Annotated in this window: 23 protein-coding genes; 16 read left to right on the top strand and 7 right to left on the bottom strand. The window is 62.7% G+C overall.

Features of this window, described 5'->3' with window-relative positions; all coding sequences use genetic code 11:
- Nucleotides 1-89 precede the first annotated feature (89 nt).
- The 4 genes from soxG to LB543_RS17510 are packed head-to-tail and all read right to left on the bottom strand — an operon-like array spanning nt 90 to nt 5,225.
- On the bottom strand, nt 90-677 hold the full coding sequence (gene soxG, locus LB543_RS17525) for a sarcosine oxidase subunit gamma family protein (RefSeq protein ID WP_140758224.1): 588 nt from the start codon (nt 675-677) through the stop codon (nt 90-92).
- Nucleotides 670-3,663, bottom strand: a complete 2,994-nt coding sequence (locus LB543_RS17520) for a sarcosine oxidase subunit alpha (RefSeq protein ID WP_224614923.1) — start codon at nt 3,661-3,663, stop codon at nt 670-672. The genes soxG and LB543_RS17520 overlap by 8 nt, the downstream gene beginning before the upstream one ends.
- Complete coding sequence (locus LB543_RS17515; RefSeq protein ID WP_224614922.1) at nt 3,660-3,956, bottom strand: sarcosine oxidase subunit delta; 297 nt, start codon at nt 3,954-3,956, stop codon at nt 3,660-3,662. The genes LB543_RS17520 and LB543_RS17515 overlap by 4 nt, the downstream gene beginning before the upstream one ends.
- A gap of 9 nt (nt 3,957-3,965) precedes the next feature.
- Nucleotides 3,966-5,225 (bottom strand): sarcosine oxidase subunit beta, encoded by a 1,260-nt coding sequence (locus LB543_RS17510; RefSeq protein WP_140758226.1) that lies wholly within the window; start codon nt 5,223-5,225, stop codon nt 3,966-3,968.
- 199 nt (nt 5,226-5,424) lie between these two features.
- Between LB543_RS17510 and LB543_RS17505 the strand changes: the two genes are divergently transcribed.
- The 14 genes from LB543_RS17505 (at nt 5,425) to LB543_RS17440 (ending at nt 22,789) form a co-directional block, all read left to right on the top strand.
- Nucleotides 5,425-7,914 carry a mechanosensitive ion channel family protein gene (locus LB543_RS17505; RefSeq protein ID WP_224614921.1) on the top strand — a complete coding sequence of 830 codons (2,490 nt, stop codon included), beginning with the start codon at nt 5,425-5,427 and terminating at the stop codon, nt 7,912-7,914.
- 154 nt (nt 7,915-8,068) lie between these two features.
- Nucleotides 8,069-8,332: a hypothetical protein gene (locus LB543_RS17500; protein WP_224595350.1), complete on the top strand. Its 264-nt coding sequence runs from the start codon at nt 8,069-8,071 to the stop codon at nt 8,330-8,332.
- A gap of 228 nt (nt 8,333-8,560) precedes the next feature.
- Nucleotides 8,561-9,994: a UbiA family prenyltransferase gene (locus LB543_RS17495; RefSeq protein ID WP_224614920.1), complete on the top strand. Its 1,434-nt coding sequence runs from the start codon at nt 8,561-8,563 to the stop codon at nt 9,992-9,994.
- Between the two features lie 2 nt (nt 9,995-9,996).
- On the top strand, nt 9,997-11,346 hold the full coding sequence (locus LB543_RS17490) for an FAD-dependent oxidoreductase (RefSeq protein WP_224614919.1): 1,350 nt from the start codon (nt 9,997-9,999) through the stop codon (nt 11,344-11,346).
- Between the two features lie 124 nt (nt 11,347-11,470).
- Nucleotides 11,471-11,905, top strand: coding sequence for an EamA family transporter (locus LB543_RS17485; RefSeq protein WP_224614918.1), 435 nt, complete (start codon nt 11,471-11,473; stop codon nt 11,903-11,905).
- Entirely contained in the window at nt 11,902-12,909 is a 1,008-nt protein-coding gene (locus LB543_RS17480) for an NAD-dependent epimerase/dehydratase family protein (RefSeq protein ID WP_224614917.1), read from the top strand. Before LB543_RS17485 ends, LB543_RS17480 begins: the two co-directional genes overlap by 4 nt.
- A 61-nt stretch (nt 12,910-12,970) precedes the next feature.
- Nucleotides 12,971-14,443, top strand: a complete 1,473-nt coding sequence (locus LB543_RS17475) for an aspartate aminotransferase family protein (RefSeq protein ID WP_411908764.1) — start codon at nt 12,971-12,973, stop codon at nt 14,441-14,443.
- A gap of 17 nt (nt 14,444-14,460) precedes the next feature.
- The gene (locus LB543_RS17470; RefSeq protein ID WP_224614916.1) at nt 14,461-15,693 is read left to right on the top strand and encodes a hypothetical protein; all 1,233 of its coding nucleotides are present in this window, start codon (nt 14,461-14,463) and stop codon (nt 15,691-15,693) included.
- Nucleotides 15,690-16,445 carry an FkbM family methyltransferase gene (locus LB543_RS17465; protein WP_224614915.1) on the top strand — a complete coding sequence of 252 codons (756 nt, stop codon included), beginning with the start codon at nt 15,690-15,692 and terminating at the stop codon, nt 16,443-16,445. Before LB543_RS17470 ends, LB543_RS17465 begins: the two co-directional genes overlap by 4 nt.
- A gap of 151 nt (nt 16,446-16,596) precedes the next feature.
- Nucleotides 16,597-19,158, top strand: coding sequence for an FAD-dependent oxidoreductase (locus LB543_RS17460; protein ID WP_224614914.1), 2,562 nt, complete (start codon nt 16,597-16,599; stop codon nt 19,156-19,158).
- Nucleotides 19,159-19,252: 94 nt separating this feature from the next.
- A complete protein-coding gene (locus tag LB543_RS17455; RefSeq protein ID WP_181178486.1) occupies nt 19,253-20,101 on the top strand; it encodes a DUF1194 domain-containing protein in 849 nt (282 codons plus the stop codon).
- 113 nt (nt 20,102-20,214) lie between these two features.
- The gene (locus LB543_RS17450) at nt 20,215-21,165 is read left to right on the top strand and encodes an ABC transporter substrate-binding protein (protein WP_140758238.1); all 951 of its coding nucleotides are present in this window, start codon (nt 20,215-20,217) and stop codon (nt 21,163-21,165) included.
- 68 nt (nt 21,166-21,233) lie between these two features.
- Nucleotides 21,234-22,007, top strand: a complete 774-nt coding sequence (locus tag LB543_RS17445; protein ID WP_140758239.1) for an ABC transporter permease — start codon at nt 21,234-21,236, stop codon at nt 22,005-22,007.
- Nucleotides 22,004-22,789: an ABC transporter ATP-binding protein gene (locus LB543_RS17440; protein ID WP_140758240.1), complete on the top strand. Its 786-nt coding sequence runs from the start codon at nt 22,004-22,006 to the stop codon at nt 22,787-22,789. Before LB543_RS17445 ends, LB543_RS17440 begins: the two co-directional genes overlap by 4 nt.
- 37 nt (nt 22,790-22,826) lie before the next feature.
- Here the strand turns inward: LB543_RS17440 and LB543_RS17435 are convergent, their stop codons facing one another.
- On the bottom strand, nt 22,827-23,840 hold the full coding sequence (locus LB543_RS17435) for a GlxA family transcriptional regulator (RefSeq protein WP_263498731.1): 1,014 nt from the start codon (nt 23,838-23,840) through the stop codon (nt 22,827-22,829).
- A gap of 113 nt (nt 23,841-23,953) precedes the next feature.
- Between LB543_RS17435 and LB543_RS17430 the strand changes: the two genes are divergently transcribed.
- Entirely contained in the window at nt 23,954-24,460 is a 507-nt protein-coding gene (locus tag LB543_RS17430; RefSeq protein ID WP_224614929.1) for a hypothetical protein, read from the top strand.
- Nucleotides 24,461-24,618: 158 nt separating this feature from the next.
- Here the strand turns inward: LB543_RS17430 and LB543_RS17425 are convergent, their stop codons facing one another.
- The gene (locus tag LB543_RS17425) at nt 24,619-24,804 is read right to left on the bottom strand and encodes a hypothetical protein (protein WP_140812411.1); all 186 of its coding nucleotides are present in this window, start codon (nt 24,802-24,804) and stop codon (nt 24,619-24,621) included.
- A 218-nt stretch (nt 24,805-25,022) separates the two neighbouring features.
- On the opposite strand from LB543_RS17425, the gene LB543_RS17420 reads away from it, so the two are divergent.
- Complete coding sequence (locus LB543_RS17420; RefSeq protein WP_224614912.1) at nt 25,023-25,922, top strand: LysR substrate-binding domain-containing protein; 900 nt, start codon at nt 25,023-25,025, stop codon at nt 25,920-25,922.
- On the opposite strand, the gene LB543_RS17415 is transcribed toward LB543_RS17420, so the two are convergent.
- Complete coding sequence (locus LB543_RS17415) at nt 25,923-26,903, bottom strand: alpha/beta hydrolase (protein ID WP_224614911.1); 981 nt, start codon at nt 26,901-26,903, stop codon at nt 25,923-25,925. It abuts the gene before it with no gap.
- Nucleotides 26,904-26,992: the final 89 nt, after the last annotated feature.

Here is a 26,992-nt window from a genome sequence, read left to right as displayed (position 1 = left end):
ACCGCATCACACCGACAGAATGCTCACACTACTTCGAAAACTCCGGATATGACCGAAACTAATCTCATCCCGCTCTAAGGGCAGGCCGCCTACTGCACCTCGTAGCCGACTTCCTCGCTGGCGTGGCAAAGCGCCTTCCAGAACGAGCGGGCGAAGGAGCGGAAGACATAGATGTCGAATTGGTCGGTGCCGGTGCGCTGGATCTGGGCGAAGACATCGTGGTGCGTCGTCGAGCGGCCGGCGCCGACCGGAAAGGCGGGCAGGGCGAAGTCGATGGCGAAGAATTTCGACAGCACCCATTCGGCTTTCGGCCCGGCGATGCGGATGGCGGTGCGGCCATGCGACAGATCTGTCACCGTGCCGATGGCCGGCGTCACCGGCTCGGCGAAGGCCGCGGCCAGTCCTTCGGCCTCATCTGCTACCGTGAACTTTCCCGGTGCGAAGCCGAACACCGATTTCACGCCGTCGCTCGAGCCGCCGCCGGCGCCGTCGGGCAGCGCAAGCCCGGTGACAGCGTGGATGGCCGCGATCAGTTTCTTCTCCTCGCCAGGCCATGCCGCGAGTTGCACGATCGAGCCCGGCCTGGTTTCGGTGAGCAGGATCTCGACGCCATGCTCGAAATTGCCGTGTGAGCCGACATGGAATTCCGGCTCGAGAGGCGATTGACGCTCAGCCATGCATGCGGGTCCCTTCCGGATCGTAGAAGTGGTTGGAGACGATCTCCACGGGCCCGAAGCGGTTGCGTAAGGGATCGGAGACATGGGCACGCGTGCCGTGCCTGGCCTTGCCGCCCTTGACCAGTGCCAGCGCGATATGCTTGCCGAGCGCCGGCGAATAGCAGCAGGCGGTGATGTGCCCGATCGAGCCGTGCGGATTGGCTTCGTCGACTTCCTCGACAATGTGCGCGCCGCCATTGAGCGGCCGGTTGTCGAGCGCGATGAGGCCGACCAGTTCCAGCCGCTCGGACGCGACGAGACCTTCCCGGTCCATCATCGCCGAGCCGATGAACGGCTTCTTCTTCGACAGCATCCAGTCGAGATGCAGGTCGCGCGCCGTGGTGCGGCCGTCGATCTCGGCGCCGGTGACATGGCCCTTCTCGATGCGCATCGTGCCCAGCGCCTCGAGGCCGTAGGTGACCAGTCCCAGCGGCTTGCCAGCCTCGATCAACGCTTCCCAGACGTGGGTGCCGTGGCCGGCGCCACAATAGACCTCGAAGGCCATTTCACCGGAGAAGGATAACCGGCAAATCATCACCGGCACGCCTGAGATCTCGCCATGCACGATGCCCATGAAGGGCAGCGTCGCATTGTCGACAGCAGTGCCGGTGACACAGGCTGCGAGAATCTGCCTCGCTTTCGGGCCGCCGATTGCGGCTCCCGCCCATTCGTCGGTCACCGAGGTGACGTGGACCTTGAGTTCCGGCCAGATCACGTCGAGGAAATATTCCAGATGCTGCATCACCTTGCCGGCATTGGCCGTGGTGGTGGTCATCAGGAAATCCTGTTCGCCGAGCCGCCAGGTGGTGCCGTCGTCGAAGGCGAAGCCATCCTCGCGCAGCATCAGCCCATAGCGTGCCTTGCCGACGGCGAGCGTCGAGAACATGTTGGTGTAGACACGGTCGAGGAACGCGGCGGCGTCGGGGCCTTGCACGGCGATCTTGCCCAGCGTCGAGACATCGACGATGCCCGCACTTTCGCGCGTCGCCTTGGCTTCGCGCACATAGGCCTGTTCGACGGTTTCGCCCGCGTGGCCGTAGATCATCGGCCGGTACCAGAGGCCGGCCGAATACATGGTCGCGCCATTGTCGACATGCCAGTCATGCATCGGCGTCAGCCGTTCGGGCTTGAGGTCGCCGAAACGTTCGGCTGCCAGCGAGCCGATCGACACCGGCGCGAAAGGCGGTCGGAAGCGCGTCGTGCCGACTTCCGGGATCGGCCTGCCGAGCGCTTCCGCCATGATGGCGAGGCCGGGAACGTTGGAGCTCTTGCCTTGGTCGGTGGCCATGCCGAGCGTGGTGTAGCGCTTCAGGTGCTCGACAGAGACGAAGCCTTCGCGATGCGCCAGGCGGACATCCTCCGCCGTGACGTCATGCTGGAAGTCGACAAAGCTCTTGCCGCTGCCCTTGATCTCGAACACGGGCGCGGGACAGGGGTCACAAGGCAAGGATTCGATATCCGGGTACGCCATCGGCGCAACCGTCGCCCCGACCGCGGTGAGACCTGCGTTGCGGCCGTCCAATATTGCTTCAAGGGTCATGAAATGGCCGTTGAAGGCGCCGGCGCCTACCCATTTCTGCGTCGGCATCGGCGGTAGGAAGGCTTGCAGCGCCTCATTCCATTCCGCCCTGGCGCCGGCCTGGCTGGCCAGATGGATGGTCGGCGACCAGCCGCCCGACATCAGCAGGCAATCGGCATGGACGCTGCGTGCATCGCCGGTCAGCGCACCGGCGACCATGTCGAACCGCTGAACCTTGAGGCCGGACAAGGCCTTGCCGCCTTCCGTGGCGACAACCGCATGGCCGGAAAGCAATTCCGCCTCGGCTTCGCCGGCCAGGGCGCTCATCTCGGCGAACGGTTGCGGGCGCATGTCGACGATGGCAACGATCGCCGCACCTGCCTGCTTCAGCGCCAGCGCCGACCGGTAGGCGCTGTCATTGTTGGTGAACACCACGACCCGCTGCCCCGGCAGCACGCCGAATTCGTTGGCGTAGCGCTCCGCCGCATGCGCCAGCATGACGCCGGGCCTGTCATTGCCCGGAAACACCAGCGGCCTTTCGAAGGCGCCGGTGGCCAGCACGACGGATCCGGCACGGATCGCCCAGTAGCGATGGCGCGGCTCACCCTTGGCGGGCTGCGCCTTGTGGTCGCTGACCCGCTCGAGCGCGGCAAGCGTGTTGCTGTCGTAGTAACCCCAGACCGTGGTGCGCGGCAGAAGCCGGACATTGTCCCGCGCCTCGAGCTGGGCGACGGTGCGCCGCACCCAATCAGCGGCGGGCGCGCCATCGATGGTTTCGCCGGACCAGTTGGCCGACCCGCCGAAACGCGGCTCGAGATCGGCCAGCATGACGCGGGCGCCTTGATCCGCGGCGGTCTTGGCGGCCATCAGGCCGGCCGGGCCGGAGCCGACCACCAGAACGTCGCAAAAGGCGTTCATGCGCTCATAGCGGGCCGGGTCCTTTGCCGATCCGGCGCTGCCGAGGCCGGCGGCTCGGCGGATGAAGTGTTCGCAGAACATCCAGAAGCGCGTGCCTTTCAGCGGGCCGACAACCGGTCCCATGAAGGTCTTGTAGTAGAAGCCGGCCGACAGCAGCTTGCCGCCGAGCTGGTTGACGGCATGGATGTCCCAGGTGAGCGAGGGAAAACGGTTCTGGCTGACGGCGATCAGCCCGTCATGGATCTCGACCATGGTTGCAGGAATGTTGGGCTCGCGCACTTCCCCCTTCAGCACCGTTACCAGCGCGTTGGGCTCCTCGACGCCTGCGCTCAGCAGGCCGCGCGGGCGGTGGTATTTGAAAGAACGCCCGAACAGCGTGACGCCGCTGGCCAGCAGGGCGGATGCCAGCGTGTCGCCGCCATGTCCGGTATAGGCAACGCCGTCGAAAGTGAAGCGGATGGTCTTCAGCCGGTCTATGCGGCCGCCGGTGTCGGTGCGGCGCGGGCTCATGGCTTGTCCTCCGCCTTGCGGCGCGCGGCCGAGCTGTGATCGCCGCGCACGAAGGCGACACTGGAAATCTCATGCGTCAGCGTGTTGCGCACAACCCTCAGGTGAGCCCGGCAGCCGCCGGAATGCTGCCAGATCTCGTTGTGGTCGCCGGCCGGGTTCAGCCGGTCGTAGACATAGGCGTTCCAGGCCTCGAAATTCTGCGAGGCAGGATCGGGACGTTCGCGGTTACCGTCACCCTGATAGGCGAACTCGATGACGTCGCGTGGGCCGCAATAGGGGCAAGTGATCAGCACGGAATGTTCCTAATGAAGCCGCGGATTCGCGCCCTGGCCCTTGTCGTCGATCACCAGGCCTCGATGGAAGCGGTCGAGCGTGAAAGGGGCGTTGAAATCGTGCGGTTGGTCCTTGGCGATGGTCCAGGCAAAGCACCAGCCGGAAGCAGGCGTCGCCTTGAAGCCGCCATAGCACCAGCCGCAATTGAGATACATGCCGGGCAGGGGCCCCATGGTGATGATCGGCGAGCCGTCCATCGACATGTCGCAGACGCCGCCCCAGGAGCGCAGCATGCGCACACGCGCAAGGCCCGGGAAAAGCGCGAGCATCTCGCTCATCACCTCGTCGACGATGGGCAGGTTGCCGCGCTGGGCGTAGCTGTTGTAGCCGTCGATGTCGCCGCCATAGACAAGGCCGCCCTTGTCGGACTGCGACATGTAGAAATGGCCCATGCCGAAGGTCACGACCGTGTCGATGAAGGGTTTCAGTGATTCGGTGACGAAGGCCTGCAGCACATGGCTTTCGATCGGCATCGTCTCGACGCCGGCAAGTTGCATGACGCGGCCGGTGCTGCCGGCGACCGCGACCGCGACCTTCTTGGCCCTGATATCGCCGCGCGAGGTGGTAACGCCGGTGACGCGGTCGCCGTCACGCAGGAAGCCGGTGACCTCGCAATTCTCGACGATGTCGACGCCGCGCCGGTCGGCGCCGCGTGCATAGCCCCAGGCGACCGCATCGTGTCGCGCGGTGCCGGCGCGCCGCTGCATCAGGCCGCCGACGACAGGAAAGCGTGCATCGCTGGAGATGTCGAGCGCCGGGATCAGGCGCTTGATCTCGGCTGGGGTCATCAATTCCGCATCGACGCCGAGATGGCGCATGGCATTGCCGCGCCTTGCATAGTCGTCGAACTGAGCCGGCGTGTGCGCGAGGTTCAGGCAGCCGCGCTGCGAGAACATGACGTTGTAATTGAGTTCGTGTGACAGGTTTTCCCACAGCTTCATCGAATGTTCGTAGAAGCGGGTGTTGGCGGGCAGGAGATAGTTCGAGCGAACGGCCGTGGTGTTGCGGCCGACATTGCCGGAGCCGAGCCAGCCTTTTTCCAGCACCGCGACATTGGTGATGCCGTGCTCCTTGGCCAGATAGTAGGCCGTCGCCAGGCCGTGACCGCCGCCGCCGATGATGATGACGTCGTAGGATGCCTTCGGATCCGGCTTGCGCCAGGCCGGCTTCCAGTCCTTGTTTCCCTTGAACGCGTTCGCGAGCAGCGAAAGGGCCGAGTACTCTGCCATGTGTAAGGTGTCCGTTGCGGGCGATGCGGCAGACTATAGAGCAGGGGGCTGATAGAAAGCCAATATTGCGCCATCGCCTTTCGACTGGCCGACGCTTGATGTGTGCGATCGGTCGCCGTGACTTGCCCCATGATATGGCCGTCTTTATCAAGGACAGGCTTTTTGAATGTCTTTGCCGCCCGCGAGTCGCCGATCCATCATGTTTTTTCGATTGCTTCGCCTCATATTGGTCCTGGCGCTTGTCGTTTCAGCGCCGCTGTCGTTCGAGGCGGCGGCGCAAGGCGTTGGCCAGGCACCCGCTGGGCTGGTCGCCGACCAGCAAAAGATCATCCAGGGCCTGACGACCAAGGCCGACAATTTCGAGAAGCAGATACAACAGGATGGCGAGGACGACAGCAACCTCGTCGATATCCGCCTGCAACTCGAGGAATTGTCACGGCAATCGCTGACCAGCGCGCTGGCGTTTCGGACACGCCTGGGCGAAATCAACAGCAGGCTCGAACAGCTCGGGCCGGCACCTGCCGCCGGCCAACCGGCGGAGCCCGACATCGTCAGCGGCGAACGCCAGGCGCTGACGTCCGAAAAGGCGGAGATCAACGCGGTCATCTCGCAGGCTCAGGCCTTGTCGATCCGTATCAGCGGGCTGATCGACAAGATCGGCAACATGCGCAGCGCGCTTTTCCGCAATCTTTTGACCAAGCGCTATGTGCTCTCGGACGCCTTGAGCCCGCAGGTCTTTTCCGATGCCCGGGAAGAGTTCGGCAATTTCTACAAGGCAGTGTCATCCTGGCTGAGCTTCGCCTTCAGGTTCAAGTTCCAGGCCATCCTGGCGGCAACATTCGTGGCGCTCGGCCTGGCGCTGGTGCTGCTGGTCGGCGGCAGGCGCCTGTTCGGACGGGTTTTCGAAGCCGATCCTACCAACGAGGACCCGTCCTATCTCACTCGCCTTTCGGTGGCCTTCTGGTCGACCCTACTGCCGACGCTTGCAGTCGGCGCCTTTCTCGGATCAACGATCTTCTTCTTCAATTATTACAATGTCTTGCGCGGCGATATCGGGCTCTTCCTCAATGCCCTTGCGATGGTCGTCGGAGTGGTGTTCTGCGTCAACCGGCTGACAAACGCAGCCCTTTCGCCGCGGCTGCCGAACTGGCGTCTGATCCCGGTCGAGACCGGGCCGGCGCGTTGGCTGGTCCGCTTGGCCACAGCCATGGCCGTGGTCATCAGCTTCAACACCTTCCTCTCGGTGATCAATGACAAGATGGGGTCGCCCCTGTCACTGACGATCGCGCGCAGCTTCGTCGCCACCATCGTCGTCGGCATCATCCTGATCCTGATGGCGATGCTGCGGCCGTTCAAGGCGCGCGACGGTAGCTGGCGGCCTTGGCCCGCATGGCTGCGTTACCTGTCGCTAACCCTTGGCCTGTTCACCATCATAGCCGCCTTGCTTGGCTATATCGGCCTTGCGCTCTTTGTCTCCTTGCAGGTCGTGGTCACAGGCACAGCCTTGATCACCGCCTATATCGGCTTTCTGTCGGCTAGGGCGATCGGCGAGGAGGGTGCTTTCGCCAATACCTCGGTCGGGCGCTGGCTGTCGGCCAATTCCAGCTACGAGGAGACCGCACTCGACCAGTTCGGCCTTGTCGTCAGCATCGCCATCAACGTGATGATCGTGCTGGTGTTCCTGCCGTTGATCCTTATGATGTGGGGCTTCCAGCCCGGCGATATCGAAGCGTGGGCATACAAGCTCGCAACCGGAATCAACATCGGTTCGGTGACGATTTCGGTCACCGGCATCCTGTCGGGCATTGTCGTCTTCGTCATCGGTTATTTCCTGACGCGCTGGTTCCAGAGCTGGCTGGACGGCTCGGTCATGGCGCGCGGCAAGGTCGATACCGGGGTCCGCAACTCGATCCGGCTGGCAGTGGGCTATGCCGGCGTTGCGCTCGCCGCGCTGGTCGGTATTTCGGCGGCCGGCATCGACCTCTCCAGCCTGGCGCTGGTCGCGGGTGCGCTTTCCCTCGGTATCGGCTTTGGTCTGCAGAATGTGGTGTCCAATTTCGTCTCCGGCCTGATCCTTTTGGCCGAACGCCCGTTCAAGGTCGGCGACTGGATCGTGGCCGGCGACGTCAGCGGTACGGTCAAGAAGATCAGCGTGCGCGCCACCGAGATCGAGACTTTCCAGCGGCAGTCGGTGATCCTGCCCAATTCGAACCTGATCAACAATGCCGTCGGCAACTGGACGCACCGCAACAAGCTCGGCCGCATCGACATCAAGGTTGGCGTCGCCTATGGTAGCGACGTCAAGCAGGTTCACGCCGTCCTGCTGGATATCGCGCGCAGCCATCCGCTGGTGCTGAAGAACCCCGAGCCGTTCGTGCTGTTTTCCAATTTCGGACCCGCCGCGCTCGAATTCGAGATTCGTCTGTTCCTGGCCGATGTGACGAACGGCAACGTCGTGCAGAACGACGTCCGCTTCACCGTGCTGGAGAAATTCGTCGACCAGCACATCGAAATCCCTTCCACGCCGCGTGCGGTCGTCGAGGCCAAGAAGCACGTGGCTTGGCCAACCGATGACGACAAGATCGAAGCCGATTTCGCGGAGCAGCAGGAGGCCAAAGCGCAAGCCGAAGCCGAGGCGAAGCGTCACGCCAAATCGGGCCGCAGGACACGCAAGCCCGATCCGGATTAGATTGGAATTTCAGGGTTGCACGTCGCCAAGGCCAATTGCGGCATGAATGCGGCATTCAGTTGCGGTTCAGCTTCCATCTCATATAAGCTCCCATGCAAAGGCGAAAATGCCTTGTGAAATGCAACAGAGGCGGTGGGAACACCGATATTGCAAAATGTGGAAGTCTCTCGTCGCTGCCCTGGCCTTGCTCGCCGTGAGCGGCTCGGCCCATGCCGCAAGCGCGGTCAACAAGGACGCCGAGACCCGCACGCTGGTCGTGACCGAGGGCGGCAGCAAGACCGAACTCGCGCTGGCCGGCGGTGAAACCGTCGAGTTCTGCCAGAACGGCTGCTTCGTCACCTTGCCGAACGGTGACCTCGAAGCTCTGACCGGTTCGGAAACCGTCGAGATTTCCGGCGGCGTCGCCCGCATCAAGTAGTCTCTGCGGCATGATTGGAAAGGCCGGGCGTTTGTCCGGCCTTTTATCGTTTCCGGTAGCGGTTGTTTAACAATGACGCTGAAAATACCGCCTCGGCAGCCGCTTGCAACCCTGCGTTTTAACGTTCGCTAGGCGATCCCCCGCTATATACCGCTGTCCAAGACGCCGAAACACGGCGCTCAACGGGATTCCGGTTTCCGGATCACACGCTGGCAGGGCAGGACGGGCATGGACGCGCGGTCGGACAGGAACGCAATACCGCTTGCGGTCGATCTCGACGGCACGCTGATCGCGACGGACCTTTTGTGGGAAGGACTGTTCATCCTCCTCAAGAAGAACCCGCTCTATCTCTTCCTTGTCCCTTTCTGGGCGGCCGGCGGGCCAGCGCGGCTGAAGCAGGCGATCGCCCAGCGCATCGACATCGACCCCGCGATGCTGCCCTATCGGGCGCCGCTGCTCGACCGGCTCCGCGCCGAGCACGCCGAAGGCCGCAAGCTCGTTCTGGCGACCGGCACGCCGCGCAAGTTCGCCGATGCCATTGCTGTCCATCTCGGCATCTTCGATCGGGTGCTGGCCACTGACGGCCTCGACAATCTCACTTCGGGCAAGAAGCGCGCCTCGCTCCTCGATGCCTATGGCGATGCCGGTTTCGACTATGCCGGCAACAGCCGCCATGACCTCCAGGTCTTCGACGCGGCGCGCAGCGCGATCGTGGTGGCGCCGGACCGTCATGCCGCGCGCTGGCAGGCGGCGCATGGCGCCGAAACGATGCCGGCGCCGAAGCCGACATTGCGGACCATCGTCAAGATGCTGCGCGTCCACCAGTGGCTGAAGAACTCCCTGATCGCCGTGCCGATGATGCTGTCGCACGAATATTTCAATCCCAACATGATCTGGCAATGTTTGCTGGCGTTCATCTCGTTCAGCGCAGTAGCGTCGGCGATCTATATCCTCAACGATTTCTTCGATCTTGCGCTCGACCGCAAGCATCCCACCAAGCGCAACAGGCCGTTTGCCAGCGGCGCGCTTTCGATCCCGTTCGGCCTCGGCGCAATCGCGGTGCTGCTGGCGATCGGCGTCGGCACCGGCTGCCTTCTGCCGATCGAATTCCTCGGGGCGCTCGGTGGCTATTTGGTCGTTACCACGGCCTATTCGCTGTCGTTCAAGCGCATGCTTCTGGTCGACGTGCTGACGCTTGCCGGGCTCTATACGATCCGCGTGCTCGCCGGCGCGGCCGCGACCGGCGTCGACGTGTCGTTCTGGCTGCTCGCCTTTTCGATCTTCTTCTTCCTGTCGCTGGCACTGGTGAAGCGCTTCGTCGAACTGCGCACCACAGCCATACCGCCAGGCGAACGCATTGCCGGCCGCGGCTATCGCACGGAAGATCAGGAGATCGTCGCCCAGGCCGGCATGGCTTCGGCCTTCTCCTCGGCGCTGGTGCTGGCGCTCTACATGGACAGCGTCGCGGTGCGCGAACTCTATCCGCATCCCTGGCTGATCTGGCCGCTGGCGCCGATCGTGCTCTATCTCACCATGCGGGTTTGGATCCTGGCGCGCCGCGACGAAATGCACGACGACCCGGTCGTCTTCATCATCCGCGACTGGCGCAGCCAGATCGTGGTGGCGATCGGCGCCGTGCTGTTGGTCATCGGGGGCTGGTAGGCATGGCCGAACGCTTCCAGAGCTTCGGCCGTGCCACACCGCCAGCGGCAAGGGCGATCCATGCCGATGACGCCATTGCATTGCTGAAGGGTGGCCAGGCGAGGCAAGCATCGCTGCTTGCCTATGGCAATGGCCGATCCTACGGCGATTCCTGTCAGAACCAGGCCGGCACGGTCATCGACATGCGGCCCTTGAACCGCATTCGCGGCTTCAACGCCGAGAGCGGTCTGCTCGAAGCGGATGCCGGTGTGCTGCTCGCGGATGTCATTGCACATGCCGCGCCTCACGGCTTCTTTCCGGCGGTGGTTCCCGGCACACAATTCGTCACGCTCGGCGGCGCCATTGCCAACGATGTCCACGGCAAGAACCATCATCGGCGCGGCACTTTCGGTTGCCATGTGGAAAGCTTTACGCTGCTTCGGTCGGATGGACGCAGCTATTGCTGCTCGGCGACTGACAATCCGCGGCTGTTTTGGGCGACCATGGGCGGCATGGGCCTCACCGGCCTGATCCTCTCGGCCTCGATCCGGCTGATGCGGGTTCCGTCGCTCGACATCATGGAAAAGACGACGCGGTTCCGCGATCTCGGCGAATATTTCGACTTCGCCGAAGCGGCGGACCAGGCCAATGAATATGCCGTCGCCTGGATCGACCAGCTTGCCGGTGGCCGCAGCAGCGGACGGGGGCTGCTGTTTACCGGCAACCATGCCGAGCATGGCTCGCATGCGGCCGCGCGTGCGAGCGGGAAATTCTCCGTGCCGTTCCAGCCACCTTTCAACGTGCTCGGCCGGCCATTCCTGACTGCGTTCAACGCTGCCTACAGGTGGAAAAAGGGCCGGGCTGCCGTGCCGCGCCAGGTCGAATACCAGGGTTTCTTCTTCCCGCTCGACGGCGTTCGCGACTGGAACAGGATCTATGGGCCGAAGGGGCTGTTCCAGCATCAGAGCGTGGTTCCGGAAGAGGCCGCCCGCACGATCGTGCCGGCACTGCTCGCGGCTGCCCGGCAGGCCGGGCAGGGGTCGTTCCTCACCGTCTTGAAGCGCTTCGGCGCGGTCAGCTCGCCGGCATTGCTGTCGTTCCCGAGGCCTGGTTACACGCTGACGCTGGACTTCCCCAACAAGGGAGCCGCGACGCTTGCCCTGCTCGGCGAACTCGACCGCATGACCATCGCGGCCGGTGGCGCGGTCAACCCCTACAAGGATGCGCGCATGGGCGCTGCGACCTTCGCCGCCTCCTTCGCCGACTGGCCGAGACTGGAAGAGTTGCGCGATCCTGCCTTCATGTCCGATTTCTGGGCGCGCACGGCCGGGAGCGTCGAACTGCGGCGGCGCGGCGCCGAGGCGGCCGAATAGGTAAAATTAGAATGAATCATGGTTTCCGAATGCTTAACACCAAGGTTTACCCAAAACAGTCTTGTGAGTTCACGAAATATTTTTAGGTTTGTATTAGCTAACATGACGAGGGTGGCGGGCTGAAATGAAATATACCTTTTTCATTCTCTTTACGGTCATGACCAATGCCGCTGCGCAGCTGATGCTGAAGCAAGGCATGATATCGCTCGGACCGATTTCGTTCGAGGGCACCAATCCGCTGATCAAGCTGCTGCAGGTCGTCTTCAGCCCCTGGGTCTTCCTTGGCCTGTGCACCTTCGTCATTTCGATGGCCTCGCATCTTTATGTGCTGTCCAAGGTCGAACTCTCCTTCGCCTATCCGTTCCTGAGCCTGGCTTACGTCGCCGTCGCGATCTTCGCCTATTTCGTCTTCCGCGAAGATCTCAATGGCTGGCGCATCGCCGGCATTGCCTGCATCTGCGTCGGCACGGTGCTGATCGCGCAAAGTGGGCGAGGGCATGAGGATCAGAACGCGTCCATCACCTCCGACAAGATACAAGCAAACGAGATCGTTCGATGAGACATGTGATTTTCGGCGGTGACGGCTTCGTCGGCCGCCATCTTGCCCCGAAGCTCGTGGCCGATGGCGAAGAGGTTGTCGTTGCCGACATCGTCAAAAACGACTTCGCGCATTACCGCAATGTCCGCTTTATCAAGTGCGATGTCACCGACCCGGCGTCGGTCGCCGCCGTCGGGCTGAAGGCCGACGACATGGTCTACAATTTGTCGGCCAAAATGCTGTCGCCGATCCAGGTGCGTGCCAAGCGACATGACTTCTTCTTCCCGGTCAATTTCCATGGCGCCGAGCACATCATGCAGGCCATGGACAAGGCAGGTGCCCCCAAGCTCGTCCACTATACGACCGACATGATCTACGGCCACACGGTCACCCGGCCTATGACCGAGGAGCACCCGGTCGCGCCACTCGGCGAATATGGCTGGTCGAAGCAGAAGACCGAGGAACTGGCCGCCGAATGGCGCAAGCGCGGTATGTCGATCTCGCTGTTTCGTCCGCGCCTGATCATCGGGCCCGGTCGGCTCGGCATTCTCGAAAAACTGTTCAAGCTGATCGACTGGAGTTTTCCGGTGCCGATGATCGGTTCCGGCAAAAACCCCTATCAATTCATCTCGGTGTTCGACTGCGCCGAGGCCGCATGCGCCGCATGGAAGGCCGGTGTGCCCAACGAGGCCTATAATCTTGGCTCGCTCAACCCGCCACCGGTGAAGAAATTGCTTGGCGACCTGATCCGACATGCCGGCTCGAAGTCGATCCTGCTGCCTACGCCCGGCTGGGCGGTGAAGCGCACGCTCGACCTGCTCGATCTCATCAACCTGCCGATCATGGATCCCGAGCAATATCTGATCGCCGACGAGGAATGCGTGCTCGACGTGTCCAAGGCCGAGCGTCAGCTCGGCTGGGTCCCGCAATATCGAGATGAGGACATGCTGATCGCCGCCTATAGCGAATACCGTGCCAAGAAGGCCGGGCACGCCGTCGCCGCCAAACATGTGCTCGCCGAATAGCGGATAGCCAAACAGTTCTATGGCGCACGACGCTGGTCGTAGGCGCGGACAGGAGATTGAAATGACCGTCATGGCCAAGCCGGAACAGACGAATGCGCGCACCCTGGTTGACGCACCGGCGCTTTCGCCCGCCACCATCGCCAAGCCCGACCTGATCAGCGTCGAGCAGGCGAAGGCGATGGACGTGGCGCGGATGACCGACCTGTTCAAGGCGCATCTGAACCCCGGCCAGCTGCATTTCATGAAGTTGCTCGGCTTCCACAAGATCAAGATCGAGCGTGCCGAGGGCATGTTCTACATCGACCAGAATGGCCGCAAGATCCTCGACTTCTTCGGCGGCTTCGGGTCGCTGGCCTTCGGCCATAACCATCCGCGCATCCTGGAAGCGAGAAAGAAATTCCAGGAAGAAAAGCGCCAGGAGATCGCCATCGCCTTCATGTCGCAGTATGCGGCCGCGTTGGCGCATAACATCGCCAAATGCTCGCCCGGCGACCTCGACATGGTATTTTTGGGCTCGTCCGGCTCGGAGGCGATGGAAGCGGCGGTGAAGCTTGCCGAACGCGCCGCCGGCCCGAAGCGGCCGAAGATCGCCTATGCGGAGAACTCCTTCCACGGCAAGACCAAGGGCGTGCTGGGCATCACCGACGGCCAGCTCTACCGTGCCGACTTCAAGATGGCCGACAACACGGTCCGCATCCCCTTCGCCGATATCGAAGCGGTCGAACGCCTGTTCCGCTCCGATCCGGAGATCGGCGTCATCGTGCTGGAAACCATCCAGGGCGGCGGTGGCATCATCCAGGCGCCGGCTGAATACTGGCAGAAGCTGCGCGCGCTGTGCGACCAGTATGGCGTGCTGTGGGTCGCCGACGAAGTGCAGTGCGGTTATGGCCGCTCGGGCCGCTTCTATGCCTTCGAGCATTATGGCGTCGTGCCTGATGTGACGGCATTGGCCAAGTCGCTGGGCGCCGGCAAGGCCGCGGTCGGCGCGATGATTGCGCGTCGCGAAATCTACATGAAGGCCTATGGCACGCCGAAGACGGCGATGATCCACGCCATGGCCACCTTCGGCGGCATGGGCGAGGCATGTGCCACCGCGATCGAGGGCATCAACGTGCTTTACGACGAGGGGCTGATCGACAACGCCGCGATCACCGGCGACTATCTGCTGACCCGCTTGCAGGCGCTGAAAGAAAAATATCCGAAGATCATCAAGGACGTGCGTGGCAAGGGTTTGATGATCGGGCTGGAGTTCCACGACTTCTCGCAGACCTTGCCGATGGTGCTGCGCCCCATCGTCAGCGTGCTCGACGACAAGCTGAAAGGCTCGCTGTCCGGCTTCGTCGGCGCGCTGCTCTTGCGCGACTATGACGTGCTCGTCGCCTTCACCGAATACAACCGCAACGTCATCCGGCTCGAGCCGCCGCTGATCTGCCAGCGCGAACATGTCGACCGCTTCGTCGACACCTTCGACAGCCTGCTGTCACGCGGCATCGTGGCGATCGTGAAGGACTTCGTGAAAAGCCAGGTCCGTTGAACGTTAGCCGATCAGACATGCTGACCAAGTCGCCCGCTCCGCAAAATCCACTCGACCGGTTCGCCGAAGCCGGTCTGGCGTGGGGCGAGCGGACCTATGCACGACTGGCGGCTCCGATCGGTGCGGCGGCTTTCGCGCTCTATATCGTTTTGACGGCGCTCACGGCCTGGGTGATGCCCGATGCCAACTGGGACATGCTGCCCTATCTCGCCATAGCCGAGGAAGGCGCCCATCCCGATGCGCAGGCGCTGCATGATTATGCCTACAACACCGTCAAATCGGGTGTCTCGGCCGGCGACTACAAGGCGCTGACCGACGATGGCGGTGGCTTCCGCAGCCACATGGCGCAGAACGCCGCCGATTTCCATTCTCTGCTCGGCATGTACCGGATCAAGTTTCTCTATGTCGAGATCCTGTCGACGCTGGGTCCCGTAATGTCACCGGTCGAGGCGATGCGGCTGGTGCAGGTGTTTTCGGTACTGCTGTTCGGCGCGATCACATTACTCTGGCTGCGCGGGGAAAAGGCATTGGCGTTGGCGCCGGTGGTCGGCGCGGTGCTGATCATGGCCGATTTTGGCGATGCGGCGCGCGCCTCGACGCCTGATCTGCTCACGTCGGCGCTGCTGCTCGGAGGGCTCTATGCCTATATTAGAGGCCGTGAGGCGGCGACGGCGATCCTGCTCTTCCTTGCCTTCATGGTGCGGCCTGACAACATTGTTTTCCTTGCCGTTTTCGCAGTGCTGCTGGTCGTGTTCCGGCAGAAGGCATGGGGCGCATTGGCGGGCTTCGCCGCCTCGCTGGTCGCTTATTTCGCCATTTCGCATTGGGCGCATCATCCAGGCTGGTGGCCGCATCTGTGGTTCTCCAGCATCGAACAGCACTACAACATGGACGGGTTCGAGCCGGCTTTTTCCATCACCGCCTATCTCCGGGCGTTTGCCGCCTCGCTGCTGCTCGCCGTCAATCTGAACAGCTGGGTCGGGGTCTCGGTGCTGGCGCTGGCCGGCTGGTTTGCGGCCAACCGTGCCGGCTTCGGGCTCGGTCACCGTGCCGGTATCCTGTTTGCGGCGCTGGTGCTCGGTGCGCTGGCCAAATTCACCGTCTTCCCGATCCACGACACGCGCATCTATTTTCCGCATCTGGTCCCGCCCTTCCTGCTGCTGGCATCGCCCTTCATGGCGCTGTGGGCGGCGGTCGCCCGCGGCCAGCACCGCGTCGCCTTGCACGTCATACCAGGAGACAAATCATGAACTCGGTTTCCAGCCTGGCGCGCATTGCCCTGTCGCTTGGCCTTCCCGCCGGCCTGCTCGATCGCGGGCCGTCGCTGCGCGGCACCAAGTTCCTCGCCAAGGCAGCGCTGAAGGCACGCTTCGGCCGCGGCCGGCCATTCCAGATGGTCAATGTCGGCGCCTGCGATGGTGCGCTGTTCGATGACGTGACGCCGTGGCTCCACCGCATTCCGACGGCCCGCGCCATGCTGGTCGAGCCGATCCCGTACAACCAGAAACGGCTGCGCGCCAACTATCCCGACACTGACCGCTTCGTCATCGAACCGGTGGCGGTGACAAAGACCAAGGGCACGATCACCGTCCACACCTTCGACGCGGCCGCGCTCGAGGCCGGCACGCTGCCGATCGAGTTCATTGGCTGCTCGTCGGTCACGGACACCAACCTGATGTCGGGCAAGAATGCCTGGGGCGAGGCCGACGCGAATTTCAACAAGTTCGCGCCGCACCTGAAAGACATCGAGGTGCCATCGGAGACCTTGCAGACATTGCTCGACCGCAATGGCATCACCCATATCGATGCCTTCCTCGTCGATTGCGAAGGCGCCGACTGGATCGTGTTCGAGCAGCTCGACCTCAAGCGCTATCGTCCCGGCATGATCAAGGTCGAGGTCGGTCCTCTGCCTGCCCTGGAGATCGGTCAGGTCGTGGTCAAGCTGAAGACGGCGGGCTACCAGGTCGGTTTCCAGGCCGAGGATGTCTGGGCATTTGCCTGATGGGTAGCTGTTTTCCCTGATTTGGGAGGGGTCGCGCCGCATCCGCGGCGTGTCGCAAACAGGCGGTAGCGCCGTGCCCGTCGCCTGCATATTGTGCGCCGATCAAACGGGCGCCGAAGCCGCCCGCAACAGCATTCTGGAGTCGCGGGCAATGGCAGAGTTTCCGAAAAAGGCGAAGGTCGTCATCGTAGGCCTCGGCGGCATTGTCGGCGCATCGATCGCCCATCATCTGATCGAGCGCGGTTGGGACGACATTGTCGGGATCGACAAGTCGGGCATCCCGACCGACATCGGCTCGACCGCGCACGCTTCCGACTTCTGCTACACCACCAGCCACGATTTCCTGTCGTGCTGGACGACGCTCTATTCCATCGATTTCTACGAGAAGATGGGTCATTATGCGCGCGTCGGCGGCTTGGAAGTCGCCCGTGTCGGCGACGACAGCCGCATGGACGAGATCAAGCGCAAGATCGCTTCGGCCAAGGCTTTCGGCACGCGCGCACGCCTGGTCGAACCGGCCGAGATCAAGGAAAAATTCCCGCTGATCGAACAGGATCTCGTGCAGGGCGGCCTGTGGGATCCGGACGCCGGTCTCGTCATTCCGCGCTCGCAGACGGTCGCCGGCAAGCTGGTCGACCAGGCTGAAGCCTCCGGCAATCTCAAATCCTTTGCCAACACGCCGGCGAAGTCGCTTGTCGTCAAGGACGGCCGCATCAGCGCCGTGGTGACCGATCGCGGCACGATCGAGGCCGACTACGTCATCGTCTGCGCCGGCATCTGGGGCCGGCTCATCGCCGAAATGGTCGGCGAGGACCTGCCGGTCATGCCGATCGACCATCCGCTGACCTTCTTCGGTCCCTACACCGAGTTCGCCGGCACCGGCAAGGAGATCGGCTGGCCGCTGCTGCGCGACCAGGGCAACTCGGCCTATATGCGTGACACCGGCGACCCCAAGACCGCCGAGGGCGGCCAGATCGAATGGGGCTATTACGAAGAGACCAATCCGCGCCTTTGCCACCCCCGCGATCTGCTGGAGAAGGACCAGGCACGGCTGTCGCCGTCGCAGCGCGATCTCGATATGGAGCAGATCCTGGCGCCGCTCGAACGCGCCATGGAACTGACGCCGATCCTGGGCGAACTCGGCTACAACGAAAGCCATTCATTCAACGGCCTGCTGCAGGTGACGGCCGACGGCGGCCCATCCATGGGCGAAAGCCAGAAGGTGAGGGGGCTTTGGTATGCCGTCGCCATCTGGGTCAAGGACGGCCCCGGCATGGGCAAGCTGATCGCCGACTGGATGACGGACGGCCGCACCGAGATCGACCATCACGCCATCGACTATGCCCGCTTCTATCCGCACCAGACCAAGGAACAGTTCATCTGGGATCGCTGCACCGAGACGGCGATGAAGGTATACAATCCGGCGGTGCATCCGCGTGAACCCTTCTCCAAGGCCCGCAACATCAGGCGCTCGCCGTTCTGGGAGCGCGAGAAGGAACTCGGCGGCTATTTCATGGAGCTCGGCGGCTGGGAGCGTGCGCATGGCTATGCCGCCAACGAGCATCTGCTCGAGAAGTATGGCAACCGGGTGCCGGTGCGCGAGAACGAATGGGACAACCGCCATTTCTGGCGCGTCTCCAACGCAGAGCATCTGGCGATGAGCGAGGATTGCGGCATCGTCAATCTCTCGCATTTCTCGATGTATGACCTCGAAGGGCCCGACCATGTCGCGCTGCTGGAATGGCTGTGCGCGGCCAAGATCGGCGGCGACAACAACATCGGCAAGGGCATCTACACCCACTTCCTCGATGAGGAAGGCATGGTGCGCGCCGACTTCACCGTGATCCGCATGGCGGACCGCTGCCGGCTGATCGACGGCGCCGACGCCGGGCCGCGCGACTTCCAGTACATGCGCCGTACGGCTCAGGACAAAGGGTTCGACGTCACCATCACCGATGTGACCGAGAAGTACGTCACCATCGGCATCTGGGGACCGAACGCGCGGACGACCTTGAAGAAGGTGGTCGAGAACCCGGATGGGCTTTCGCCGGAGAATTTTCCATTCGCGGCCATCAAGCCGGTCAGGATCGGCGGCAAGGATGTCACCGCCTTCCGCATCTCCTATGTCGGCGAGCAGGGCTGGGAACTTCATATGCGCTACGAGGACGGTCTGGCCGTCTGGGACGCGCTGCGCTCGACAGGCGTCATGCCGTTCGGCGTCGAGACCTACGCCAACACCCGCCGGATGGAAAAGAGCCTGCGGCTGCAGAACGCCGACCTTCTGACCGAGTATAATCTGCTGGAAGCCGATCTCGCCCGACCGAAGGTCAAGGAGAACGATTTCTGCGGCAAGGCCAAACATTTGGGGTATCGCGAACGCGCGCATCAGCCCGCCATGCTGTGCACGCTGGTGATGACCGAGAATACGGATTCCAAGGGTGTTGCCCGTTATCCCGTCGGCATCATGCCGGTGATGGACCCCGAGAGCGGGGAAACGCTGGTCGACGAACTCGGCCGCCGCTCCTTCACCACATCGGTCGCCTATGGCCCGACCATCGGCAAGAACATCGCGCTCGCCTATCTGCCGTGGGCCTATGCGCAGGAGGGCCGCAAGCTCGCGGTCGAGTATTTCGGCGAGACCTATCCGGTCGAGGTGGCAAGCGTCGGCTACAAGCCGCTTTACGACCCGGAGAATCTGAAGCCGCGGAGCTGATCGCCCAACGCCAGGGCGCGCACAGATTGGATCAGCCCGGCAAAGGCCGGGCTTTTCTCTTTTTCGGTGGGCGATTCTGGCTTACCCTCGCGGAATGTCTGGTTTGCCCTGCGCAAGACATCTGTTTTCCGCCTCTGCCGTACTGGGACTGATGCTCTGGCCGGCGCCAATGTCCCGCGCGGACGAGCCGGTCGATGTCGAGCTGGTGCTGGCGGTGGATGTTTCGCTGTCGATGTCGGCGGATGAGCTTGAGATCCAGCGCCATGGCTACGCAGCGGCGCTGACGCATGACAATGTGCTGCAGGCGATCGCCGATGGCGTCTATGGCAAGATCGCCGTCACCTATGTCGAGTGGGCCGGTACCAGCTGGCAACGCGTCATCGTGCCGTGGACGGTGATCGCAAGCCGGGCCGACGCCGAGCGGGTTGTGGCGCAATTTTCGGCCCAGCCGCCCGACAGCGCGCGGCGCACCTCGATCTCCGGTGCGCTGGAGTTCGGCAGCGACCTTTTCGCCGAAAGCGGCTACCAGGGAACCAAGCGCGTCATCGACATTTCGGGCGACGGGCCAAACAACCAGGGCGCGCCGGTCAATCTCGCCCGCGACGGCGTGGTCAGGCAAGGCATCGTCATCAACGGCCTACCGCTGATGACCCGAGGCGGCTTTTCCGGGGTCTATGACGTCAACGATCTCGACCGCTACTACAGCGACTGCGTTATCGGCGGCGCCGGCGCCTTCATGATCCCGGTCAACGACTGGACGCAATTTCCCGAAGCCATCCGCCGCAAGCTGGTGCTGGAGCTTGCCGGCCCGGCGTCGCGCCAATGGGCGGCGGAGGAGGCGGATCACCCGCCAGTGGTGCTGGCGCAGGACAAACCCGCCGCCGACTGCCAGGTCGGCGAGAAAATGTGGCGCAACCGCAACTGGATGCCCGACACCAGGTAGAACAATCTGAAACCGGTTGCCGGCTGCTTTCCACGCAATCACGTTCCTGTCGATTGACAAGCCCATCGGCCTCTGTGAACAATTTCCCCCAGAGAAACAAAAGGGGAACCGATATGAACAGGATAACCGTCTTTGCCGCGACATTGACGCTTGCCGCGGGTTTGACCGCGCCGGCGATGGCCGCCACGTCACTTACCATCGGCATCAGCGGATGGACCGGATTCGCGCCGCTGACGCTCGCCAAGCAGACAGGGCTGTTCGAGAAGCATGGCCTCGACGTGACCTTGAAAAAGGTGCCGCAGGCCAGCCGTCCGCTCGCCATCGCCAGCGGCGACCTGCAATGCGCCGCCACCACGGTCGAGACCTGGCTGGTCTGGAACGCCAGCGGGGTAGCCACCAAGCAGATTTTCCAGCTTGACAAATCCTATGGCGCCGACGGCATCGTCGCGCGCAACGACATCAAGACCGTCGCCGATCTCAAGGGCAAGACCGTCGCCTCCTCGGCGCCAGGCACGTCGCCCTATTTCCTGCTCGCCTGGGTGCTCAACAAAAACGGCATGTCGACCAAGGACGTGACGGTCGTCAATCTCGAGCCTGACGCGGCGGCGCAAGCCTTCCTCGCCGGCCAGAACGATGCGGCGGTCACCTATGAGCCGTTCCTTTCGGCCGTGCGCGACAAGGCCGACCAGGGTCATATCCTGGCGACCACGCTCGACTATCCGATGGTTCTCGACACGGTCGGCTGCACGCCCGAATTCCTCAAGGCCAATCCCGACGCCGCCAAGGCGCTTGCCGACAGCTATTTCGATGCTCTCGACATGATCAAGAAGGATCCGCAGAAATCCTACGAGATCATGGGCGCCGACGTGAAACAGTCGGCCAAGGAATTCGAGGATTCGGCGAAGTACCTGAAATGGGCCGACAAGGCTGAGAACAAGCAGTTCTTCACCAAGGAATTCCAGGATTTTTCCAAGACCGCGGGTGCACTGCTGCTGCAGATGGGGCTGATCAAGGAGGCGCCCGACGTCGCCACGCTGGCCGACACCAGCGCCGTGGCGAATTGACGGTTCAACCCCTGGGCATCGTGCGGTGGCGCAGAGCGCCGCCGCCTTCCCCCTGACAAAGGACGAAGATGCGCCCCTTGCATCCTGTCTCACCGAGCCTGCGAACAGTGCTCGGCATTTCCTTCTTCGTGCTGTTCGTGGCCTTCTGGGCCTGGATCACGCTTGGCGGCCACGTCAACCGCATCTTCCTCGCCGACCCGTTGTCGATGCTGCGGGACGGCTGGCGGCTGCTGGTCGAGGACCGTTTCTGGCTCGACATACTGATCACCATCTGGCGGGTCTTCGGCGGCTTTGTGCTGGCCTCGGTCGTCGCCGTGCCGCTCGGCATCGCCATGGGCGCCTGGAAGCCGGTGGAAGCGTTTCTGGAGCCCTTCGTCTCCTTCGCCCGCTATCTGCCGGCGTCGGCCTTCATTCCGCTGCTCATCCTGTGGGCCGGCATTGGCGAACTGGAAAAACTGCTCGTCATCTTCGTCGGCTCGGTGTTCCAGATCATCCTGATCATTGCCGTCAAGGTGGGTTCCACGCGGCGCGACCTGGTCGAGGCCGCCTATACGCTGGGCTCGACCAGCAACGGCATCGTCAGGCGGGTGATCATGCCGGCCAACGCGCCCGAGATCGCCGAGACGTTGCGGCTGGTGCTCGGCTGGGCCTGGACCTATGTCATCGTTGCCGAACTGATCGGTTCGTCGTCCGGCATCGGCTACATGATCATCAACAGCCAATCGCGGCTGGCGACCGGTCAGATCATCTTTGGCATCATCGTCATCGGCCTGATCGGGCTGTTGTCCGACTTCGCTTTCAAGGCGTTCAACCGCTGGCTCTTTCCGTGGAGCCTGGCGTGAGCAAGCTTCTCATCGAGGGCGTTTCCCGGACTTTTGCCGGCGTGCGCGGCGGAGAGCCGGTCAGGGCGCTGATGCCGGTCGACCTGGCGGTCGCGGCGAATGATTTCATCACCATACTGGGGCCGTCCGGTTGCGGAAAGTCGACGCTGTTGAGGATCGTCGCCGGCCTGGAGGCGCCAAGCGAAGGCCGCGTTCTGCTTGATGGCAAGGCGGTGACGAGACCGGGACCGGATCGCGGCATGGTCTTCCAGTCCTACACGCTTTTCCCATGGCTGACGGTCGCCGAAAACATCGCCTTCGGCCTACGCGAACGCGGCATGGCCGAAGAGGAGCGGGACGGGATCGTCGCTTCCTATGTCGATCTCGTTGGGCTGAAGGGGTTCGAGAACCATTGGCCGAAGCAGCTTTCCGGCGGCATGCAGCAGCGCACGGCGATAGCGCGGGCACTGGCCAACGATCCGGAAATCCTGTTGCTGGACGAGCCGTTCGGGGCGCTCGACAACCAGACGCGCGGGCTGATGCAGGAATTGCTGCTCGGCATCTGGGAACGGCGCAAGAAAACGGTGCTGTTCGTCACCCACGACATCGAGGAGGCGATCTTCATGGCCTCGCGGGTTATCGTGATGACGGCACGGCCCGGCCGCATCAAGTCGGATGTCGCCATCGACCTGCCGCATCCGCGCCACTACACGCTGAAGACCAGTCCGGAATTCTCGGCGTTGAAGGCACGGCTGACCGAGGACATCCGCGTCGAAGCGATGCGGACGGCAGACGCGCACTAACCGCTCGCGGCTCGGTCGTCCGCGCGTATGGTTTGGATCAGGCCGCCAGCAACTGCTTGCGGTCTACGCGCTCTTGCTGCGGCGAGCGGGCGTAGAGCTCGCGGTAGCATTTCGAGAAATGCGAGGCCGAGACGAAGCCGCAGGCGACCGCCACTTCGACCACCGGCAGCGACGACTGGATCAAGAGATGGCGGGCGCGGTCGAGGCGGATTTCGAGATAGTAGCGGGCAGGGGAGCGGCCCATCTCGGTGCGGAACAGGCGCTCGATCTGGCGGCGCGACAGGTCGACATGGTCGGCGATCTCGATCAGCGACAGCGGCTCGGACAGATTGGCCTCCATCAGTTCGATGATGGTCAGCACTTTCGAGTTCTGCACGCCGAGGCGGGCGCGCAGCGGCAGGCGCTGGCGGTCGGTCGGGCTGCGCACACGGTCGGTCAGCACCTGCTCGCACACGCGGTTGACGAGGTTCTCGTCGAAATCGTCGCCGATCAGCTTCAGCATCATGTCGAGCGCGGCGGTGCCGCCGGCGCAGGTGTAGATGTTCTGGTCGATCTCGAACAGGTCGGCAAAGACATTGGCCTTCGGGAAGGCCTCGGAAAAGCCCGGCAGGTTTTCCCAATGGATGGCGCAACGCTTGTTCGACAACAGCCCGGCGGCGGCGAGGATATGCGCACCGGTGCACAGGCCGCCGACGGCGACGCCGCGGTTGTATTCCTCGCGCAGCCAGGCAAAGGCCGACTTGTTCTGGCAGCGCTCGACATTGATGCCGCTGCAGACGATGGCCATGTTGGGGCGATCCGGCCCCGCCATCTTCTTGCGTTCCTCCTCGAGCGAGGTGTTGACCGCACACTCCACGCCGTTCGAGGCGCGCACGGGTTTGCCGTCGATGCTGGCGAGACGCCAGCAATAGGCCTCGTAGCCGAGCATCCGATTGGCGGAGCGCAACGGGTCTAGCGCGGTCGCAAAAGCGATCATGGTGAAATCGGGGACAAGGAAGAACACAAACGATCGCTTGATCGGATGCTTGACGGCGTTCACGGGGAACCTCATCTGGCCATGACGCGAACAGGATGTCGCGAATAGCATAGCGTCATCAGGAAAAACCATTCCTGTCAATTGGCTAGACGGCTTTGGCAAGATTAAATTTGCGACATGGGTCGCAAATGGACAATCGCCGCGCGGTGCTGCTCAAACTAGGCCACCGCCAGGTTGTGAAAAGGCGATGGAAGCGCAACGAGATAAACGCCGCCTCGGCGGAACCGAAGCGGCGGCAGTCGACTCTCAAGCCGTTGCAGGGAGCATGGCTCTGGAGATATCTTTGTATTCTCTATTTTTTACGCAGTTCAGGCGACGAAGCCGAGACGCGCGGCAGCCATGGCGCCGGTCTGGCCAGGCATGGTCTTGGCAAGGCGCTGACGCTCGAGAGCCGTGGTCAAGTTCATTTCGCGGCGTGCGAAGAGGCGGGCAAAAAGCTTCATGATCATCTCCAATCGGTTGCTCAGACGGGTCGCCTTCGCTTGATGGAGTGGGGCAGCTCGTTTGCTGGCGCTGATATAGGCTCGTGTAAGCAGAAACTAAATCGCAAAAGCGAAGCGCTTGATATGAAAAACGACACCGAATGCGACAAATTTGGGCAGGGTGTGGGTGGTGTTCTCAATATTTACGAATAGTTACAGATGGTTAGCTTCAAAAGCGAGCTGCCATGCGGCTTGCTCATATGCGCCATGCGGCGGCAGCATGGCTCCTGAATTCATTTGAATACAAATAAAATAGAGAAAGCCTGCCGGGCGGGTTGCGCGGCAGGCCTTCAGCACGGGGTACACACGATCTACTTTACTCCAGCCCAGGATCCGACGCCATTGCGAATGCCGGTCTTGGTGTCGGAAGCTTCCGGCCAACCGATGTCCTTCTGCAACTCGATCGGCAGGGAACGGATGGCGCGTTCGGTCTGGTAGCGGGCGCGGGCCGCGCTGAATTCGGTCGCGATGCGGCCGAGGGAGGACAGGATAGACATTTCGATCTCCTTTGCAGCGGCGCGGGAGGCGCCGGCAATGCGTTACGTCAGTCTGTTTCAGCTTCATTTCACGTCGAATGCAGGTCTGCGCCGTGGGCGTTTCGTGACCGCTTCTGGCAGCATGCTGCTTCGATGGAGTTGACTATGCTCCTGATCTGATGTTCAATCAAACGAAATGGAATGATGCTTTGTATCAGAAAAATTGAAGGCTGATCGCCATGAACGCCCCACTCAATCACCCGCTGCCGCTGCTCGACCTCGATGTTTTGCGCACTTTCGTGGCGATTGCCGAGACCGGCAGTTTCACCACCGCGGCCAATGCGGTGTTCCGCACACCGTCGGCGGTCTCCATGCAGATCAAAAAGCTGGAAGACATTCTCGGCCGCTCGGTGTTCGCGCGCGACGCGCGTTCGGTGACGCTGACCACGGACGGCGAAATGCTGCTCGGCTATGCCCGCCGGCTTTTGTCGATCAACCGCGAGGTGGTGTCGAAGTTCATCATTCCCGACATTGTCGGCGTGGTGCGGCTCGGCTCACCTGACGACTATGGCGAGCGCGTGCTGCCGCATGTGCTGAAGCGTTTCGCGCAGTCGCATCCCTCGATCGCCGTCGATGTCACCATCGACCAGAGCAGCAACCTGCGTCGGCGCATGGACGACCGGGCACTCGACATCACGCTTCTGACCAACTCCTACAAGACCAGCGCGCTCGGCGCCGAGGTGCTTTTGACCGAGCCGATCGTGTGGGCCGGCGCCAAGGGCGGCTGCGCGCATCTGCGCGAACCGCTGCCGGTGTCCTTGTGGGAAGAAGGCTGTGCCTGGCGGGCCGGTGCGCTCGAAGCATTGGGCCGCGAGGGCCGCAGCTATCGCGTCGCTTACATGAGCGCCCATACCGCAGGCCAGCGTGCCGCGATCATGGCAGACCTTGCGGTCGCGCCGCTGCCGCGATCGTTCCTCGGCAACGACATGGTCGAACTCTGTCCGAAGGACGGAATGCCCGATATCGGCACTTACAATCTTGCAATGGTGGTGGCGCCGGACGCCAGCGCGCCGGTCAAGGCCGTCGCCGACCACATTCGCGCGACCTTCGAGGTGTTTCGGGAAACCGGCAAGTTCTGATCATCCGGGATACTCGGACCGAAGGCCTTGCTCCGCCACCTCTTCGGAGGGCGCTTTGAACCTTGCTGCCGTGCCTTGAACGATCGGCGAGGGGCTCTCGCTCAGGAAAGCGACGATGTGTTGGCGCGCACGCCGCGCTTCCGGCATGTCGATCAACGGCCAAACGTGGAACATGCCTTCCTCGTAGACCAACTCCACCTCGACACCGACGGCGCGGGCTTTTTGTGCAAAGATCAGATTGTCGGGCGTGAGAAGATCGCGGGAGCCCGTCAGGAGCAATGTCTTCGGCAATACCGACAGTTCGCCATAGACCGGGCTGATGCGCCAGTCGGTCGGATCCATGCCGGCACTATAGAGCCGGATTGCCTCCCGCCCACCGGCAATGCCCAACCATGGATCGTTCCGCTCCGCCTCGAACACTTCGGGGTTTGCGAGCGAGACGTCGAGCCCGGGTGAAATCAGCACATGGCGCCAGGGCAGAGGCAGGCCTTCTTCAGCCGCCATCATGGTCAGTACCACGGCCATGTTGCCGCCCGCGGAATCGCCCATGAAGATGATCTCTTCCGCCTCTGTCTCCTCGAGCATCTGGCGATAGACGGCGCCGACCATGCCGAACATGGCGTGGAAATCATGTTCCGGGGCGATGGGATAGATCGGCACGGTGATGCCGTAGCCCAGCCGCTCGGCCATGTCGGCGATCAGATACCAGTGATAAGGCGTAATCTCAAAGACATAGGCGCCGCCATGCAGGTAGAGTATCCGTTTGTGCTCTCCGGCTCTGGGGGCGATTTCGTAGACCGGGAAACCGTCAACGGTGCGCGTCCGGATGTCGTAACGCTGCTGCAGCGCGGCCGGCGGATGGTGATCCTCGGTTTTGCGCGCGGCCGCGATCCAGCGCTGCAGGTTTTCCGGGCTGGAAAAGGCCTGCTTGCGGCTGTGCCTGAGCACGAAGGACACTACGTGGCTTTTCAAACTTGGCATGCGGATACACGGACTTCGGCTGCAGCCGACTAAGAGAATTCCCCTTCGCTCTTGAAGATCGTGCCCTGGCCAAAGATGTCAAGATCAGC

Origin of the sequence: Mesorhizobium sp. ESP7-2 (genome assembly GCF_020164715.1) — a bacterium.
GTDB lineage: Bacteria > Pseudomonadota > Alphaproteobacteria > Rhizobiales > Rhizobiaceae > Mesorhizobium.
This window is presented reverse-complemented; position numbering and strand designations above follow the sequence as displayed.